Genomic DNA, 17,553 nt, shown 5'->3' on the forward strand with positions numbered 1-17,553 from the left:
TTTTTCGTTTACCGCGTTGGATCAGCCGATGGTCATGAGGCTGGCGTTGCCACCTGCTGCTGCGGTGTTGACGCTCACGGCGCGCTCGATTACCAGACGCTCCAGAGCGATCTGGTGGTCGCCGCTGGAGAGACCATGGACGCCGACGATGGCGCCGGCGCGCTTGGCCACTTGCTCGCACACGCCGCGCAGCTGGTCGGAGTCGCCGTGGTGGATGACGGCATCGAAGGCGACGTCGTCCTTCTGCCAGTCGGCCACCAGCTTGACCTTGGCCTGCAGCTCCTTCGGCAGGCGGGCACGCAGGCTCTTGCCGGGTTCTGCGTCGGCCCATACCGCCGAGCTGCCCACGGCCAGTACGGCAGCCAGTTGGGCCAGCAGGTCGGCATCGTTGTCGGCCAGGCAGAGCACGTGCTCACGTGGCAACACGGTATAGGTGTTGCGCTCGCCGGTCGGGCCGGGCAGCACGCGGCTGATACCGCTCTGGGACTGGGCGGCGAACTGGTCGCACAGGCTGGCCAGCTCACCCAGCTGGCTGCTGGCAGCCCAGGTCTTGAGGGTGTGCAGCGGCTTGATCAGTTGGTCGCGCAGGACAGTATCGACCTTGCCTTCGCCGTCGACACGCTGGAAGTGGCGGGCGATGGCGTCGGCCGGGCGGGTCGACAGCAGGCGGTACAGGTAGAGCGGACCGCCGGCTTTCGGGCCAGTGCCGGACAGGCCTTCGCCACCGAACGGCTGGACGCCGACCACGGCGCCGACGATGTTGCGGTTGACGTACATGTTGCCGGCATTGACGTTGTCCACCACCTTGGCGATGGTCTCGTCGATGCGGGTGTGCACGCCCAGGGTCAGGCCGTAGCCGGAGGCGTTGATCTGCTCGATCAACTGGTCGAGGTCCTTGCGGTTGTAGCGCACCACGTGCAGGACCGGTCCGAAGATCTCACGCTTGAGTTCGTCGAAGCTTTCGAGCTCGATCAAGGTCGGCATCACGAAGGTGCCGCGCTTGATCTCTTCACCTTCGGCGATGGCGACCTGGTAGACCGTACGACCTTTGTCGCGCATGCCCTGGATGTGCTTCTCGATGCCTGCCTTGGCTTCGGCGTCGATGACCGGGCCGATGTCCACGGACAGACGTTCCGGGTTGCCCAGGCGGCTTTCGGCCATGGCGCCCTTGAGCATCTCGATCACGCGGTCGGCGGAGTCTTCCTGCAGGCACAGCACACGCAGTGCCGAGCAGCGCTGGCCGGCGCTGTCGAACGCGGAGGACACCACGTCAATGACCACCTGCTCGGTCAGGGCCGAGGAGTCGACGATCATGGCGTTCTGGCCGCCGGTCTCGGCGATCAGCGGAATCGGACGGCCTTGGTTATCCAGACGGCCAGCAATGTTGCGTTGCAGCAGGCGAGCGACTTCGGTGGAACCGGTGAACATCACGCCTTTGACGCGCTCGTCACCGACCAGGCCGGCACCGACGGTTTCGCCGCGGCCTGGCAGCAGTTGCAGCACGCCTTCAGGGATACCGGCTTCCAGCAGCAGGCGCACAGCCTGGGCGGCGACCAGCGGGGTCTGTTCGGCAGGCTTGGCCAGGACCGGGTTGCCGGCGGCCAGGGCCGCGGCGACCTGGCCGGAGAAGATCGCCAGCGGGAAGTTCCACGGACTGATGCACACCACCGGCCCAAGCGGGCGGCAGCTGTCATTGCTGAAATCGTTGCGTGCCTGCACCGCGTAGTAGCGCAGGAAGTCCACCGCTTCGCGCACTTCGGCGATGGCGTTGGCGTAGGTCTTGCCGGCTTCGCGCACCAGCAGGCCCATCAGCGGCTGGATATCGGCTTCCATCAGGTCGGCGGCGCGTTCGAGGATCGCGGCGCGTTCGGCTGGCGGCGTGGCCTGCCAGATCGGAGCGGCGTTGAGTGCGCACTGGATGGCATTGTCGACGTCCTCGACAGTGGCTTCCTGCACGTGACCGACGAGATCGCGGTGGTCGGCCGGGTTGAGCACTTGCACGGCAGGTTGCTCGCTGGCGGCGCAGGCCAGCAGCGGGGCCGCTTTCCAGTCATTGTGGGCAGTGGCCAGCAGTGCGCAGGACAGCGACGCCAGGCGGTGTTCGTTGGCCATGTCGATGCCGGCCGAGTTGGCCCGCTCGCTGCCATACAGTTCACGCGGCATAGGAATGCGCGGATGCGGCAGGCCAATGCTGCCCTCCTGGGTGCCCATGCGCTCGATGCTGGCGACCGGATCGGCGACCAGTTCCTGGATCGAGATCGAGTGGTCGGCGATGCGGTTGACGAACGAGGTGTTCGCACCGTTTTCCAGCAGACGACGGACCAGGTAGGCCAGCAGGGTTTCGTGGGTGCCGACCGGGGCGTACACGCGGCATGGACGATTCAGCTTGCCTTCGGAGACCTTGCCCACCACCTGCTCGTACAGCGGTTCGCCCATGCCGTGCAGGCACTGGAACTCGTACTGGCCTGGGTAGTAGTTCTGGCCGGCAATGTGGTAGATGGCCGACAGGGTGTGGGCGTTGTGGGTGGCGAATTGTGGATAGATGGCTTCCGGTACCGACAGCAGCTTGCGAGCGCAGGCGATGTAGGAGACGTCGGTGTACACCTTGCGGGTGTAGACCGGGTAGCCTTCCAGGCCCTCGACCTGGGCGCGCTTGATCTCGCTATCCCAGTAGGCGCCCTTGACCAGACGGATCATCAGGCGGTGGCGGCTGCGCTTGGCCAGGTCGATGACGTAGTCGATCACGTACGGGCAGCGCTTCTGGTAGGCCTGGATGACGAAGCCGATGCCGTTCCAGCCAGCCAGCGATGGCTCGAAGCACAGGCGCTCGAGCAGGTCCAGCGACAGCTCCAGGCGGTCGGCTTCCTCGGCGTCGATGTTCAGGCCGATGTCGTACTGCTTGGCCAGTTGAGTCAACGACAGCAGGCGCGGGTACAGCTCCTCCATCACGCGCTCGTACTGGGCGCGGCTGTAGCGCGGGTGCAGGGCGGAGAGCTTGATGGAGATGCCCGGGCCTTCATAGATGCCACGGCCGTGGGAGGCTTTGCCGATCGAGTGAATCGCCTGCTCATAGGAGGCCAGGTACTTCTGGGCGTCGTGCTCGGTCAGGGCGGCCTCGCCGAGCATGTCGTAGGAGTAACGGAAGCCCTTGGCTTCGAACTTGCTGGCGTTGGCCAGGGCCTCGGCGATGGTCTCGCCGGTGACGAACTGTTCGCCCATCAGGCGCATGGCCATGTCGACGCCCTTGCGGATCATCGGTTCGCCGCTCTTGCCGATGATGCGGGTGAGCGAGGAGGTCAGGCCGGATTCGTTGTGGGTGGAGACCAGCTTGCCGGTCAGCAGCAGGCCCCAGGTGGCGGCATTGACGAACAGCGACGGACTGTTGCCCAGGTGCGGCTGCCAGTTGCCGGTGCTGATCTTGTCACGGATCAGGGCGTCACGGGTGCCTTTGTCCGGGATGCGCAATAGCGCCTCGGCCAGGCACATCAGCGCCACGCCTTCCTGGGACGACAGGGAGAATTCTTGCAGCAGGCCCTGGACGATGCCGGCGCGGCCGCTGGCGCTCTTCTGGTTGCGCAGTTTCTCGGCGATGCCGGCCGCCAGCTTGTTGGTGGCCTCGGCCTGCTCGGTGGAGAGACGCGCCTGCTCCAGCAGCATCGGCACAACTTCAGGTTCCGGGCGACGGTAGGCGGCAGTGATGGCCGAGCGCAGGACCGATTGCGGCAGGATGCTTTCAGCGAATTCGAGGAAGCACTGGTGGCTGTGGTCGGGCTGGACGTCGCCGGCATCGTCGCCGAGGCTGGCGGCATGGCCGTTGAGTTCGTTCAGGGTGGCACCACCCTCGAGCTTCTCCAGATAGTTGAAGATCGCTTGCTTGATCAACCAGTGCGGCGTGCGGTCGATGGACTGCGCAGCTGCTTTGAGTCGCTCACGGGTCGGGTCGTCGAGTTTGACCCCAAGGGTGGTCGTCGCCATTTCTTATCCTCGTTATTGCCACGGATGTGGCCTAAGCTGGCGGCAAGATTAGCTGTAGGACAATCCGGGTGCAACCGGGTGCAACCCGTTTTTTGATCGGCGTAGGTGCAACTCGTCCGACGGCTCCATGGGTGGCAGGAAAATGTACTTTCTTGGTGCTTTTTCTTATGAAAAACCCGGTTTTTGAAACAAAAAGGTGCAAAGAAGCGGTTTTGTCTGAAAATGCAGGTGTAGGTGCAACTTGCAAATGAAAAATGGTTGCACCTCGTTCGTGTTGTTGCATAGGATGCGCCGCCTAGGTGCAACCGCCTTGCCGGCGGTCGCAAAACATAAAAACAACGCCAGGGCACAACCATGGGCAATCCACTCACGATCACCTTCGTGATCTACATTGCGGCAATGGTGCTGATCGGCTTCGCCGCCTATCGCTCCACCAAGAACCTCTCCGATTACATCCTGGGCGGTCGCAGCCTCGGTAGCGTGGTCACCGCGCTTTCCGCCGGCGCCTCCGACATGAGCGGCTGGCTGCTGATGGGCCTGCCGGGCGCTATCTATTTCGCGGGTCTTTCCGAAGCCTGGATCGCCATCGGCCTGACCGTCGGCGCCTACCTCAACTGGCTGTTCGTCGCCGGTCGCCTACGTGTGCAGACCGAGTTCAATGGCGATGCCCTGACCCTGCCGGACTACTTCTCCAGCCGTTTCGAAGACAACAGCGGTCTGCTGCGGGTCATCTCGGCGATCGTCATCCTGGTGTTCTTCACCATCTACTGCGCCTCCGGCATCGTTGCCGGTGCCCGCCTGTTCGAAAGCACCTTCGGCATGCCTTACGAGACCGCCCTGTGGGCCGGCGCGGCCGCTACTATCGCCTACACCTTCGTCGGTGGCTTCCTGGCGGTCAGCTGGACCGACACCGTACAGGCTTCGCTGATGATCTTTGCGCTGATCCTCACTCCGATCATCGTGCTGATCTCCACGGGTGGCTTTGACACCACCTTCCTGGCCATCGAAGCGCAGAACCCTGCCAACTTCGACATGTTCCGCGGCGCGACCTTCATCGGCATCATCTCGCTGATGGGCTGGGGCCTTGGCTACTTCGGCCAGCCTCACATCCTGGCGCGTTTCATGGCCGCCGACTCGGTCAAGTCGATCGCCAAGGCCCGTCGCATCTCCATGACCTGGATGATCCTGTGCCTGGCCGGTACCTGCGCCGTCGGTTTCTTCGGTATCGCCTACTTCTCGGCTCACCCTGAGGTCGCAGGTCCCGTCACCGAGAACCATGAGCGTGTGTTCATCGAGCTGGCCAAGATCCTGTTCAACCCCTGGATCGCGGGTGTCTTGCTGTCGGCCATCCTGGCTGCGGTGATGAGTACCCTGAGCTGCCAGCTGCTGGTGTGCTCCAGCGCGCTGACCGAAGATTTCTACAAATCCTTCCTGCGCAAGAATGCTTCCCAGCGTGAACTGGTCTGGGTCGGCCGCCTGATGGTGCTGGCTGTGGCTCTGATCGCCATCGCCATGGCCGCCAATCCGGAAAACCGCGTACTGGGCCTGGTGGCCTACGCATGGGCAGGTTTCGGTGCCGCTTTCGGTCCGGTCGTGCTGATCTCCGTGCTGTGGAAGGGCATGACCCGCAACGGCGCGCTGGCCGGTATCGTGGTCGGCGCCCTGACGGTGATTCTGTGGAAGAACTACGTTGGGCTGGGTCTGTACGAAATCATCCCGGGCTTCCTGTTCGCCAGCATCGCCATCGTAGTGGTGAGCAAGCTGGGTGCCCCGACCGGCAGCATGGTGTCGCGCTTCGAGAAAGCCGACGCGGCGTATCACGCCGAGAAGTGATCCTGCGTTAGGACAACTGCTTTGTTCGCGGCAAGCCCGCTCCCACAGGCTCCAGTTGCCTGGGGGAGGCGGGCTTGACCGCGAGTGCAGCATGCGCCGATCGACAGCCAGGCCTGACTCCGCCTGCCTGACAAGATAAACTTGTCGCCCCCGCAGGAGTTGCCATGAACTATCGTCACGCCTTCCACGCCGGCAATCACGCCGACGTCCTCAAGCACATCGTGCTGACTCGCCTCATCGCCCTGATGTCGCGCAAGGAGCAGCCGTTCGCCTACATCGATACCCATGCCGGCCTCGGTCTGTATGATTTGCAGGGCGACCAGGCGACCCGCACCGGTGAGTACCTCGAAGGTGTCGCCCGACTGTGGAATCGCGAAGACCTGCCGGCCGTCACCGCTGACTACCTGCGAATCATCAAACGCCTGAATCCGGACGGCGAGCTGCGCTATTACCCCGGATCCCCGGAGCTGGCGCGGCGCCTGATGCGTCAGCAGGATCGGGCGCTACTCAACGAGAAGCACCCCGAAGACGGCCCGCTGCTCAAGGAAAACATGAAGAAAGACCCGCGGGTAGTCGTGCACCTGGGCGAGGGCTGGCACGTGCCTCGGGCATTGCTGCCGGTACAGGAGAAGCGCGCGGTGATGTTGATCGACCCGCCTTTCGAGCAGGCCGATGAGCTCAAGCGCTGCACCGTGGCGATGAAAGAGGCGATCGGCCGCATGCGCCAGACCGTCGCTGCGATCTGGTACCCGATCAAGGATCAGCGATCGCTCACGCGGTTCTATCAAGACCTCACCAGCACCGGGGCGCCCAAGCTGCTGCGGGTCGAGTTGTATGTCCATCATCAGGACAGCCCCCAGGGTCTCAATGGCTCGGGCCTGGCTATCGCCAACCCGCCGTGGGGTCTGGAAGAGGAGCTGCGCGAGCTGTTGCCGTGGTTGGCCAAGGAGCTGGCGCAAACGGCCGGCAGCTTCCGCATGGACTGGCTGATCGCCGAGTGACAAGGGCCTGTTGCGCAGCCATGCCAGGCCGCGAACTCGCTCGTGGTACAGCGCTGCTTCCTGTAGCCCCTTCCAGCAATCGCACCCCCTGCTGTTTGCGTTATAATTCCGCCCTTTAGCCGCCATCCGCCCGCAAGGCCGATGGCGCATCCCTACCGAAAGAAGAGGCTAGACCCTTGGCATTGACGATTCTTGGCCTGTCCGGCGCCCTTAGCCATGACCCTTCCGCGGCCCTGTACATCGACGGCAAACTGGTTGCCGCCGCCGAAGAAGAGCGCTTCGTGCGTGACAAGCATGCGAAGAACCGCATGCCCTACGAGTCGGCGAAGTTCTGCCTGGAGCAGGCCGGCATCAAGCCGTCCGACGTCGACGTAGTGGCCATTCCGTTCGCCCCCATCAGTCTGTTCGGCAAGGCGCGCTGGCACTATGCCAAGCGCTACTGGTACGCCCCGGACCGCGCCCTCGACGCGATCCTGATGGGCAACCGTCGCTACAAGCGTTACCGCAAGAAGATCGTCTGGTGCCTGGAGCAACTGGGCTTCGACCCGAAGAAGATCAAGATCGAACCGGTCGAACACCACCTGGCCCACGCCTCCAGCGCCTACCACTGCTCGGGCTTCAAGGAAAAGACCGCGATCCTGGGTATCGACGGCAAGGGCGAGTACGCCACCACCTTCTTCGGCTACGGCGAGAACGGCAAGATCCACAAGATCAAGGAGTTCTACGATCCGGACTCCCTGGGTGGCCTGTATGGCGCGATCACCGAGTTCCTCGGTTTCGAGATGCTCGATGGCGAATTCAAGGTCATGGGCATGGCGCCCTATGGCGACGCCAGCAAGTATGACTTCTCCCGTCTGGCCAGCTTCGAGAACGGCGAGCTGGTGATCAACACCGAGTACGCCAACGTCATTGGCCTGCGCCGCTATAAAGAGAAGGGCAAAGGTTTCTACTTCTCGCCCAAGCTGATCGAGTGGCTGGGGCCCAAGCGCGAAGGTGACATCGCCGACGAGCCATACATCCACTACGCCGCGAGCATGCAGGCGCTGTTCGAGAAGCTCGCGCTGCAAATGATCGACTACTACCTGGGCGACATCCTCAAGCAGGGTGGCAAACTCGCCTTCGCCGGCGGTTGCGCGCTGAACGTCAAGCTCAACCAGAAAATCATCGCCCGCCCAGACGTCAAGGAACTGTTCGTGCAGCCTGCCTCGGGCGATGCCGGTACCGCCGTCGGTGCCGCAGCGTATGTTTCCCACGCCCGCGGCGTGCCGGTCGAGAAGATGGAGCACGTCTACCTCGGCCCTTCGTACTCCAACGAAGACGTGATCGCCGCCTGTGCCCGTCATCCAAATGCACCGAAATGGCGCAAGATCGACGACATGCCGCAGCGCATCGCCAAGATCATGGTCGATGGCAACCCAGTGGCCTGGTTCCAAGGCCGCATGGAGTTCGGCCCGCGTGCGCTGGGTGGTCGTTCGATCATCGGTTGCCCGAGCGTGCCGGGCGTGGCCGACCGGATCAACGAGCAGATCAAGTTCCGCGAGCGCTGGAGACCCTTCTGCCCGTCGATGCTCGACACTGTAGGGCCGCAGATGATCAAGGTCGATCACCCCGCGCCGTTCATGACCTTCACCTTCGAGGTCGCCGAGGAATGGAAAACCCGTGTGCCAGAGGTGGTCCATGAGGACGGCACCTCTCGCGCCCAGGTGCTCAAGCGTGAATACAACCCGCGTTACTACGACATGATGAAGGCCCTCGAGGACCTGACCGGCAACGGCGTGTCGCTGAACACGTCGCTCAACCGCCGTGGCGAACCCATGATCTGCTCGCCGACCGATGCCCTGAACATGTTCTTCGGCTCGGACCTGCAGTACCTGATCATGGAGGACATCCTGGTAGTCAAGGACGGCGCGGCGCCTTATGACCAACCGCTCTGAACGGCGCGTCCTGCAGTTCTGCCACGGCTATGACGGGCCATTCCTCGATTGCGCCCGTCAATATGCCAGTCTGTTCCAGGGCAGCGGCTTCAAGGTCACCACGGTCTTTCTCACCGGAAAGGCCGACCCCCAGGTAGCCGCAGGCTGCGCGTCGGACGAAGTGCTGTTTCTGGAGTTCAGCTCCAAGGCCGTACGTGGCCTGAAGCTGGGCGCGATCGCCGCGTTGCGCAAGATCGCCGCGGCCCGCGACTTCAGCTTCTGCATCGCCCACCGCTTCAAGCCGATCTATGTGGCGCTGCTGGGTACCCGCCTGCCGGTGATCGGCGTGCACCATGCGTTCGGTGACTACCAGCGCGGCGGTCGGCGCCTGTTCGCCAGCTTGTTCAAAAAGCGTCTGAGCCTGCTCGGCGTTTCCGATGCGGTGCGTGACGACATGCGCCGTTGCCTGGCGCAGTGGCCGATCGAGCGAATCCAGACACTGTACAACCGCATCGATGTCCAGGGGCTGCAGGCCGGCCTGGTGCCTCGTGAGGAGGCGCGCCGGGCGCTGGGGCTCGATCCGCAGGCCTGGGTCGTCGGCAACGTCGGTCGCCTGCATCCCGACAAGGACCAGGCCACTTTGCTTCGCGGCTTTGCCGAGGCGCTACCCGATCTGCCAGCTGGCGCCCGTCTGGCGATCCTGGGAGAGGGCCGCCTGGAAGCTGCGCTCAAAGCGCAGGCGGCGCAGCTGGGTATTGCCGGTCAGGTGGATTTTCTGGGCCAGGTGCCCAATGCGCGGCGCTATTTCCAGGCGTTCGACGTGTTCGCCCTGAGCTCCGACCATGAGCCGTTCGGCATGGTTCTGCTGGAGGCGATGGTTGCCGGCGTACCGCTGCTCGCCACGGCGTGTGGTGGAGCCCTCGAGGTGGTTGAAGGTGTGGGCGTGCTGTTCCCGCTTGGGGATGCCGCTCAGCTGGCCCAAGGCCTGAAGCATATGGCCGGGCTGGATGCGGCGCAGCGCCAGGCGTGCGCCGAGCACATGCTACAACGCCTGCATGAGCGATTTTCCGACCAGGCCGTACGCGAGGCCTTCTGGGCCTTGCCGCAGGTGCGGGCATTGGTGGCGGAGGCGTGATGCTCAATCATATCCGGGCCCTGCGCGAGCGCGGCTGGTCCGTCATCGACGGTCAGGCCTACGCCGATGCCTGGCATCGTTTCGGCGGCAGTGTCGCCACCCATCCGCAGGTGGTCGAGCAATTGGCGGACCTGGCGCAGATCCCTGTGCGTTACCTGGGTTGGCACCACGCTGGCGAGCTCAAGGCTGCTATTCCAACTTGGGGGCGTCACCTGGCGCTGTCCAAGGACGTGCTCAAGCGCCACGGTAAGAAGGGCCTGTTCGACCTGGGCAATGCGGAAATCATCCTGCCCGCAGCTCCCGATGCCGGTGCGCCACTGCGCCATGCAGCGCGTTATCTTTCCGAGTTGAACCAAGGTCGATTCACTGGGCTCAAGGCGCAAGCCGAGCAGCTGGCCATGGCCCGTGCCCATGAAGACTTGTCGAAGAAGTTCCGTTACAACCAGCGCCGCGAGCTGCGCCTGCTGGAAGAGGCGGGCGGTGTGGTGCGGCCGATCAGCGACTTCAGCGCGACCGAAATTGCCGCCATCTACTGCGACCTGTTCATGCGCCGCTGGGGGTTCCCGGCCACGGGCGCGGCGCGTATGGCTGAGGTGCTGGAGCGCCTGCGTGACCTGTTGATCGGCTCGGTGTTGCTGCTCGATGGGGCGCCGATCGCGATCCAGCTGGTGTACCGGGTCGAGGCGCCGGAATGGATCAGCGTCGAATACATCAACGGCGGGGTCGACCCAGAGACCAAGGCCTTCAGCCCGGGCAGCGTCCTGAGCTTCCTCAATACCCAGGCTGCCTGGGAGGACGCCAGGGCGCGCAACAAACCGCTGCGATTCTCCTTCGGTCGCGCCGACCGCGAGTACAAGGACCGCTGGTGCAACCCGGTGCCGGTGTTCCAGTCGTGAGCCGCAAGCAGCAGTTGCTCAAACGCCATCGGCGCAACAAGCGCCTGGGGCTGCTGGCCGGGCTCATGGTGCTGGCCGCCCTGGGGGTATTGACTTGGTGGTGGCTGCCACTGGTGCTATTGCCGCTGGTGTGGATTGCCCACGAGGCCTGGTTCGCTGATCACCTGTTCTATTCGCCCTCCGAAGACTATGCCTACCGCTTCGGCGAATTGACCCGCCAGGCCGCTGCGCGGCTTCAGGGTGACCGGCTCCAGGTCGATGTGCCACTGGCAGGCGATGAGACGCTGATCCTCGAAGTACGGGTCAAAGCCAGCTGGTTGGGGCGTTTTCTCGACCCGCAGGTGCTGCTTGATGGTGAGTCCGAGCAGGACTGCCAGACTTTCGAACGCGGCGTCGATGGTGTCCGCTTCCTGAACCTGACCGGTTTCGCCGCGCCCCTGATGGCGGGTGTCTTGCGTTTGCGCGGTCGCCACTGTCGGCTGGTCGGCGAGCCTCGCCTGTGGATAACCCCCTCGGTTGAATTGCACAAGCGCCGTGTGATGGTCATCGCACCCCATGCAGATGACGCTGAGCTTGCTGCCTATGGCCTGTATAGCCAGGCCGAAGAAGCCTGGGTGGTCACCCTGACCGCAGGTGAGATCGAGGCCGAGCACTATCAGCAGATGGGCCTGCCCAAGGCTGAGGCGGCGCGCCTGAAGGGCCGTCTGCGCGCCTGGGACAGCATCGCGGTGCCGCGCTGGGCGGGCGTGCCTGAGGCGCGCTGTGTGCAGTTGGGCTATTTCTGTCTGCAATTGCCGGCGATGCAAGCGGCGCCGGACATGCCGGTGGGCTCGCGTGAGGCGGACATGGCCGACATCCGCCCCTTCCGCCGATTCAACCCCTTCGACTTGCCAGGCGATGCCGATGGTGCACCGACCTGGAACAACCTACTGGCCGATCTGCGCGCCGTCCTGGAGCGGGCGCGGCCCCAGGTGCTGGTGATGCCACATCCACAGCTCGATCCACATCCGGATCACATCTGTGCCCAAGCGGCGGTGCTCGAAGCGTTGCAGGGCCTGGACTGGCAGCCCGAGACGCTGCTGTGCTACGCCAACCACCTGCACGACAATGACCGCTGGCCGATGGGTGACAGCGGCGACGGCGTTGCCTTGCCCCCGCAGTTGAGTGCCGACCAGGTCTGGGCACCCTGCAGCCAGGTATTGAGTCTTGCCATCCAGCGCGACAAGGCCATGGCCTTGGGCATGATGCATGACCTGCAGCCCAGCGCGCCGTTCAAGCGTCGCTTGCGGCGTGCCCTGCAACGCTGGCTGGCCGGACGCAAGCTATCGCCTTATGGCGAGAACGAATTCTTCCGCAAGGCGGTACGCCGCCACGAGCTGTTCTGGCGTCGCACGTTTGAGCGCGACGAATGATTGAAGGCGCAGAGGCCCAAGCAAAGCAATGAAAGTCCTATTTCTGGTGCAGAAGGAGCAACGGGCGATCCTCGACCGCCTGTACGATGGGGTGGCCGCCAATTGCGATTGCGACCTGCGCTGGCTGAGCAGCGAGGACCAGCGCAACCTGCGCCGCTACTTCAAGCGCGAGGTGGATGTCACGCGCTATGACCGGATCGTGTTCTTCCTACGCTTCAAGCAGGAGATCCGCCAGGTCCCGTTCATCCGCAGCGTGCCCAACCTGGTGATTCTCGAGCACGACGCCTACCAGAACTACATACCGTGCAAGTACACCGGCAAGTTCAGTGCGCATTATCGCCAGTTGCCGTGGGCTCGGGTGATCAGCTCCGGCTATATGGTCAGCGAGCGCCTGCGCCAGGAAGGTTTCGACGCAGTGTTCGTGCCCAAGGGTTACGACGAGCAATTGCTCACAGACCAGGGGCGCGAGCGCGATATCGAGCTGGCCTTCGTCGGCAGCACTGGAAGTGTCGCCTACAGTGGCCGCAAGGCGTTGCTCGATGAGCTGGGTCAGGTGGAGAACCTGGTGGTCACCCGCACCAAGTCCGGCGAGGACTACTGCAATACGCTCAACCGCATTCGCTTCTTCGTCAGCGCCGATGTGGGCATGGGCGAATATATGATCAAGAACTTCGAGGCCATGGCCTGTGGCTGCGTGCTGCTGGCCTATGACCAGGGCGAGGCGGAGAACCGTGCACTGGGTCTTGAGGACATGCACAACGTGGTGCTGTACGACAGCATTCCGACCTTGCGGGAGAAATTGGCGGTACTGCGCAACGACCCCGAACTTGCCGAGCGCATCGCGCGTAATGGTCGTGAGCTTGCGGTGTCACGCTTTAGCTTCGCCCAGGTAGGACGCAGCATCGTCGAGCATCTGGTACCTGCGCTGCGTCCGCATCCGCCGCTGACCCGTTGGCAGCGTCTGCGCCTGGCACTGGGATTCTGACCGGCTTCTATTACCTGGGGCTCGGCGGCGGCTTCCAGCGGCTTCCAGCTGCCGGGGCCGGTGTGCGGCCCAGCGCAGTCTTGGTAGGTGCTGGCGAAGCGGCCCCAGGACCTGACAGCCGCTATCGATTAGCAGGCCTCAATGGGCCAGCAGGGCAGCCTCGAAATCGGCGACGGGGAACTGATTGGCGAGTTTTTCTCGCTCGATGTAGCGCGCCATGTGCTGGACGTTGCGCCGAACCATTCGCGCCGAAAGCGGTGCACGCAGGAAGCGCATGTCCGCCACATCGATCAGCCCAAGGCGCTGGTCGGGTGTCATCACCACGTTACCCAGGTGCAACGAGCGGAAATAAATGCCCGAACGGTGCAAGTGACGGATCAACTCGATCAGTTGAGGCATAAGGGCGTCCCAACTGAACCCAGGTTTGCGCGACAGCTGCAGCAGTGTTTCGCCCGGCAGTGGGCGGTACAGCACGGCGGTGCGTCCTGGCAGTTCGAGCTTGTGGTGGCTGATCACCTGCAGGGTCGGGATCCCCAGTTGCGTCAGGCGTGCCGCATTCTCGACGAAGCGTTGCGAGTAGGGGCGCAACAATGCAGATGAAATCAAACGCTTGCGACGAAAGATTTTAAGGATATTGCCATTCCCTAGCAGGTAGACTTTGGCGCCGTAGCTATCTGCCTCTAGAACCTTGGCACCGAGTGTCAGCTGATCGAAGTCGACCTGGGAGAGCCGGGAGCATTGCATGGGTAGGGCCTTGTCGTCTGGCAAGCAAAATGACCGGCAATAATGCCGAAAATAACGCGCCAGTACCATGATGGTGGCGTTGGATTGTTTCAGGGATCGAAGCCAAGAAGCATTGCGCCGGCCTGCGAAGAGGCTGGTCATGTGGGTCTGGTGCTGCCCCGACGGGTGCCCTGGACAAACCCTGTGTTAAAATTTCCGGTTCAACCTGAACAGCGAGCTCGATGATGGCCGAAACACCGCTACCGGCGGAGCAAACCTCCAGCCTGAAGATCTACTTCCGGCTGCTGAGCTACGTCAAACCCTATATCGGCATTTTCCTGCTGAGTATCGTGGGCTTCGTGATCTTCGCCTCCACCCAGCCGATGCTGGCGGGGATTCTCAAGTATTTCGTCGATGGATTGAGCGATCCACAGGCGGTCCTGTTCCCGGACGTGCCCTACCTCAAAGACATGCAGTTGCTGCAGGCCGTGCCGTCGCTGATCATCCTGATCGCAGCCTGGCAGGGCCTGGGCTCGTTCCTGGGCAACTACTACTTGGCCAAGGTCTCCCTGGGGTTGGTGCATGACCTGCGGGTGGAGTTGTTCAACAAGCTGTTGGTGCTGCCGAACCGCTATTTCGACAGCCACAACTCCGGTCACCTGATTTCCCGCATCACCTTCAACGTGACCATGGTCACCGGCGCCGCCACCGATGCGATCAAAGTGGTGATTCGCGAAGGCCTGACCGTGGTGTTCCTGTTCGCCTACCTGCTGTGGATGAACTGGAAGCTGACCTTGGTGATGGTTGCCATCCTGCCGGTCATCGCCCTGATGGTCAGCACCGCGAGCAAGAAGTTTCGCAAGCAGAGCAAGAAGATCCAGGTGGCCATGGGGGACGTCACCCATGTAGCCTCCGAGACCATCCAGGGCTATCGCGTGGTCCGCAGCTTCGGCGGCGAGGCCTACGAGCAGCGTCGCTTCAGCAACGCCAGCCAGAGCAATACGGACAAACAACTGCGCATGACCAAGACCGGCGCGCTGTACACGCCGATGCTGCAGCTGGTGATCTACAGCGCCATGGCCGCGCTGATGTTCCTGGTGCTGTTCCTGCGTGGCGATGCTTCGGCGGGCGACCTGGTGGCCTACATCACCGCCGCGGGCCTGCTGCCCAAGCCGATCCGCCAGCTTTCGGAAGTCAGCTCGACCATCCAGAAGGGCCTGGCCGGCGCCGAGAGCATCTTCGAGCAGTTGGACGAGAAGCCCGAGGTGGACACCGGTACCGTGGAAAAGGACAAGGTGGAAGGCCGCCTGGAGGTGCGCAACCTCAGCTTCACCTACCCAGGCACCGAGCGCCAGGTACTGAGCGACATCAGCTTTACCGCCGAGCCTGGGCAGATGATCGCACTGGTTGGGCGTTCCGGCAGCGGCAAGTCCACGCTGGCGGCGCTGATTCCACGCTTCTATCACCATGATCAGGGGCAGATCCTGCTCGATGGCGTGGAGATCGAACAATACCGACTGCGCAATCTGCGTCGACATGTGTCCCAGGTGACGCAGCACGTCACTCTGTTCAACGATACCGTGGCCAACAACATCGCCTATGGCGACCTGGCCGGTGCGCCGCGTGAGGCGATCGAGGCGGCGGCTGCCGATGCCTACGCCAAGGATTTCGTCGACCAGCTACCCAAGGGTTTCGACACCGAAGTCGGCGAGAACGGCGTGCTGCTTTCCGGTGGCCAGCGCCAGCGCTTGGCGATTGCCCGCGCACTGCTCAAGAACGCACCGCTGCTGATCCTCGACGAGGCGACCTCGGCACTGGATACCGAATCCGAGCGGCACATCCAGGCGGCGTTGGACCACGTGATGGAAGGCCGCACTACCCTGGTGATCGCCCACCGCCTGTCGACCATCGAGAAGGCCGACCTGATTCTGGTCATGGACCAAGGCCGCCTGGTGGAGCGTGGCACCCACGCCGAGCTGCTCCAGGCCAATGGCCATTATGCCCGCTTGCACGCCATGGGGCTGGATGAGCCGGAAAAGGCCGATATCACCTGACCCCCCTGAATCGGGGCCCTCTCGGCCCCGATCATCATTGGTAACGCACAGATCGCAGCTGGCCATAAAGCCGTCGCCGACCCTGTGCTAATATCCTGCCCCTGTTCATTATTTTTCATATGGGTTGCCCATGAAGTTGTCCATGCCGCGTTTCGATCAAGGCCCGGTCCTGGTGGTCGGTGATGTCATGCTCGACCGCTACTGGCATGGCGGTACCTCGCGGATCTCTCCCGAAGCACCGGTGCCGGTGGTCAAGGTCGAGCAGATCGAGGATCGCCCCGGCGGCGCGGCCAACGTCGCACTGAACATCGCTGCCCTTGGCGCGCCTGCCTCGCTGGTCGGCGTGACCGGTCAGGACGAGGCTGCCGACAGCCTCGCCAACAGCCTGCAGGCTGCAGGTGTGCGCTCGGTCTTCCAGCGCATCGCTCATCAGCCGACCATCGTCAAGCTGCGGGTCATGAGCCGTCACCAACAGCTGTTGCGCATCGATTTCGAAGAACCGTTCGCCACCGACCCGTTGTCGTTGGGCGAGGAGGTCGATGAGCTGCTCGAAGGCATCAAGGTGCTGGTCCTGTCCGACTACGGCAAGGGGGCGCTGAAGAACCATCAGAGCTTGATCCAGGCGGCGCGGGCCAAGGGCATTCCAGTGTTGGCCGACCCCAAGGGCAAGGACTTCTCCATCTACCGTGGCGCCAGTCTGATCACCCCGAACCTCAGCGAGTTCGAGACGATCGTAGGTCGTTGCGCCGACGAGGCCGAACTGGTCGCCAAGGGTCTGCAATTGCTCCAGGATCTGGAACTGGGCGCGCTGCTCGTGACCCGTGGCGAGCATGGCATGACCCTGCTGCGCACCGGGCACCCGGCGCTGCACCTGCCCGCCCGGGCCCGTGAAGTGTTCGATGTCACCGGTGCCGGCGATACCGTGATCTCGACCCTGGCCGCAGCCATTGCCGCCGGCGAGGATCTTCCCCACGCTGTCGCGCTGGCCAACCTGGCTGCAGGTATCGTGGTCGGCAAACTGGGTACCGCTGCCATCAGCGCGCCGGAGCTGCGCCGGGCGATCCAGCGTGAAGAGGGCTCCGAGCGCGGCGTGCTCACCCTCGACCAGTTGCTGCTGGCCATCGATGATGCCCGGGCACACAACGAAAAGATCGTCTTCACCAACGGGTGTTTCGACATTCTCCACGCTGGGCATGTGACCTATCTGGAACAGGCTCGCGCTCAAGGTGACCGCCTGATCGTGGCGGTCAATGACGATGCTTCGGTCAGCCGTCTCAAAGGGCCGGGTCGTCCAATCAACAGTGTCGACCGTCGCATGGCCGTACTGGCTGGCCTGGGGGCTGTGGATTGGGTCATCAGTTTCCCTGAAGGCACGCCGGAAAACCTGCTCAGCCAGGTCAAACCGGACGTGCTGGTCAAGGGCGGCGACTATGGCATCGACCAGGTGGTCGGCGCCGATATCGTCAAGGCCTACGGTGGCACCGTGAAGGTGCTGGGACTGGTGGAGAACAGCTCGACCACCGCCATCGTCGAGAAGATCCGCAAGCACTGATCTGCAACGTAGGTATCGCGTGACAATTCCCCCATAGCGCAATGCTTGTGGGGAGCTTGTCACGCGATTGGCCT

At 63.3% G+C, this 17,553-nt stretch carries 11 protein-coding genes; 9 read left to right on the forward strand and 2 right to left on the reverse strand.

Going from position 1 to position 17,553, the window contains the following annotated elements; all coding sequences use genetic code 11:
• Nucleotides 1–21: 21 nt before the first annotated feature.
• Nucleotides 22–3,975: a trifunctional transcriptional regulator/proline dehydrogenase/L-glutamate gamma-semialdehyde dehydrogenase gene (putA, locus tag R6G97_RS09615; RefSeq protein ID WP_317848036.1), complete on the reverse strand. Its 3,954-nt coding sequence runs from the start codon at nucleotides 3,973–3,975 to the stop codon at nucleotides 22–24.
• Between the two features lie 354 nt (nucleotides 3,976–4,329).
• Between putA and putP the strand changes: the two genes are divergently transcribed.
• The 7 genes from putP (at nucleotide 4,330) to R6G97_RS09650 (ending at nucleotide 13,150) form a co-directional block, all read left to right on the forward strand.
• Nucleotides 4,330–5,808, forward strand: coding sequence for a sodium/proline symporter PutP (gene putP / locus R6G97_RS09620; protein WP_043207301.1), 1,479 nt, complete (start codon nucleotides 4,330–4,332; stop codon nucleotides 5,806–5,808).
• 164 nt (nucleotides 5,809–5,972) lie between these two features.
• Nucleotides 5,973–6,809 carry a 23S rRNA (adenine(2030)-N(6))-methyltransferase RlmJ gene (locus R6G97_RS09625; RefSeq protein ID WP_043207307.1) on the forward strand — a complete coding sequence of 279 codons (837 nt, stop codon included), beginning with the start codon at nucleotides 5,973–5,975 and terminating at the stop codon, nucleotides 6,807–6,809.
• 176 nt (nucleotides 6,810–6,985) lie between these two features.
• On the forward strand, nucleotides 6,986–8,743 hold the full coding sequence (locus tag R6G97_RS09630; protein ID WP_043207308.1) for a carbamoyltransferase family protein: 1,758 nt from the start codon (nucleotides 6,986–6,988) through the stop codon (nucleotides 8,741–8,743).
• A complete protein-coding gene (locus R6G97_RS09635; protein WP_317848037.1) occupies nucleotides 8,727–9,857 on the forward strand; it encodes a glycosyltransferase in 1,131 nt (376 codons plus the stop codon). The genes R6G97_RS09630 and R6G97_RS09635 overlap by 17 nt, the downstream gene beginning before the upstream one ends.
• Complete coding sequence (locus tag R6G97_RS09640; RefSeq protein WP_043207311.1) at nucleotides 9,857–10,753, forward strand: antimicrobial resistance protein Mig-14; 897 nt, start codon at nucleotides 9,857–9,859, stop codon at nucleotides 10,751–10,753. The genes R6G97_RS09635 and R6G97_RS09640 overlap by 1 nt, the downstream gene beginning before the upstream one ends.
• A complete protein-coding gene (locus tag R6G97_RS09645) occupies nucleotides 10,750–12,165 on the forward strand; it encodes a PIG-L deacetylase family protein (RefSeq protein ID WP_317848038.1) in 1,416 nt (471 codons plus the stop codon). Before R6G97_RS09640 ends, R6G97_RS09645 begins: the two co-directional genes overlap by 4 nt.
• Before the next feature lie 28 nt (nucleotides 12,166–12,193).
• The gene (locus tag R6G97_RS09650) at nucleotides 12,194–13,150 is read left to right on the forward strand and encodes a glycosyltransferase family protein (RefSeq protein ID WP_043207315.1); all 957 of its coding nucleotides are present in this window, start codon (nucleotides 12,194–12,196) and stop codon (nucleotides 13,148–13,150) included.
• 138 nt (nucleotides 13,151–13,288) lie between these two features.
• Here R6G97_RS09650 and R6G97_RS09655 read toward each other — a convergent pair whose 3' ends face one another.
• Nucleotides 13,289–13,894, reverse strand: a complete 606-nt coding sequence (locus tag R6G97_RS09655; RefSeq protein WP_043207317.1) for a toluene tolerance protein — start codon at nucleotides 13,892–13,894, stop codon at nucleotides 13,289–13,291.
• Nucleotides 13,895–14,118: 224 nt separating this feature from the next.
• Here R6G97_RS09655 and msbA point away from each other — a divergent pair, with 224 nt between their 5' ends.
• Together msbA and hldE are read left to right on the forward strand one after the other, a co-directional pair.
• Nucleotides 14,119–15,927, forward strand: coding sequence for a lipid A export permease/ATP-binding protein MsbA (msbA, locus tag R6G97_RS09660; protein ID WP_317848039.1), 1,809 nt, complete (start codon nucleotides 14,119–14,121; stop codon nucleotides 15,925–15,927).
• 130 nt (nucleotides 15,928–16,057) lie between these two features.
• The gene (gene hldE, locus R6G97_RS09665) at nucleotides 16,058–17,479 is read left to right on the forward strand and encodes a bifunctional D-glycero-beta-D-manno-heptose-7-phosphate kinase/D-glycero-beta-D-manno-heptose 1-phosphate adenylyltransferase HldE (protein WP_317848040.1); all 1,422 of its coding nucleotides are present in this window, start codon (nucleotides 16,058–16,060) and stop codon (nucleotides 17,477–17,479) included.
• Nucleotides 17,480–17,553 lie beyond the last annotated feature (74 nt).

Origin of the sequence: Pseudomonas sp. HTZ2, from assembly GCF_033173945.1 — a bacterium.
In the GTDB taxonomy this organism is placed as follows: domain Bacteria; phylum Pseudomonadota; class Gammaproteobacteria; order Pseudomonadales; family Pseudomonadaceae; genus Aquipseudomonas; species Aquipseudomonas guariconensis.

Bases quoted from the DNA above. Each gene is read 5' to 3' on its own strand.
- putP (WP_043207301.1), top strand. From the start codon at position 4,330: ATGGGCAATCCACTCACGATCACCTTCGTGATCTACATTGCGGCAATG.
- R6G97_RS09650 (WP_043207315.1), top strand. From the start codon at position 12,194: ATGAAAGTCCTATTTCTGGTGCAGAAGGAGCAACGGGCGATCCTCGAC.
- msbA (WP_317848039.1), top strand. From the start codon at position 14,119: ATGGCCGAAACACCGCTACCGGCGGAGCAAACCTCCAGCCTGAAGATC.
- R6G97_RS09625 (WP_043207307.1), top strand. From the start codon at position 5,973: ATGAACTATCGTCACGCCTTCCACGCCGGCAATCACGCCGACGTCCTC.
- R6G97_RS09655 (WP_043207317.1), bottom strand. From the start codon at position 13,894: ATGCAATGCTCCCGGCTCTCCCAGGTCGACTTCGATCAGCTGACACTC.
- putA (WP_317848036.1), bottom strand. From the start codon at position 3,975: ATGGCGACGACCACCCTTGGGGTCAAACTCGACGACCCGACCCGTGAG.
- R6G97_RS09640 (WP_043207311.1), top strand. From the start codon at position 9,857: ATGCTCAATCATATCCGGGCCCTGCGCGAGCGCGGCTGGTCCGTCATC.
- hldE (WP_317848040.1), top strand. From the start codon at position 16,058: ATGAAGTTGTCCATGCCGCGTTTCGATCAAGGCCCGGTCCTGGTGGTC.
- R6G97_RS09635 (WP_317848037.1), top strand. From the start codon at position 8,727: ATGACCAACCGCTCTGAACGGCGCGTCCTGCAGTTCTGCCACGGCTAT.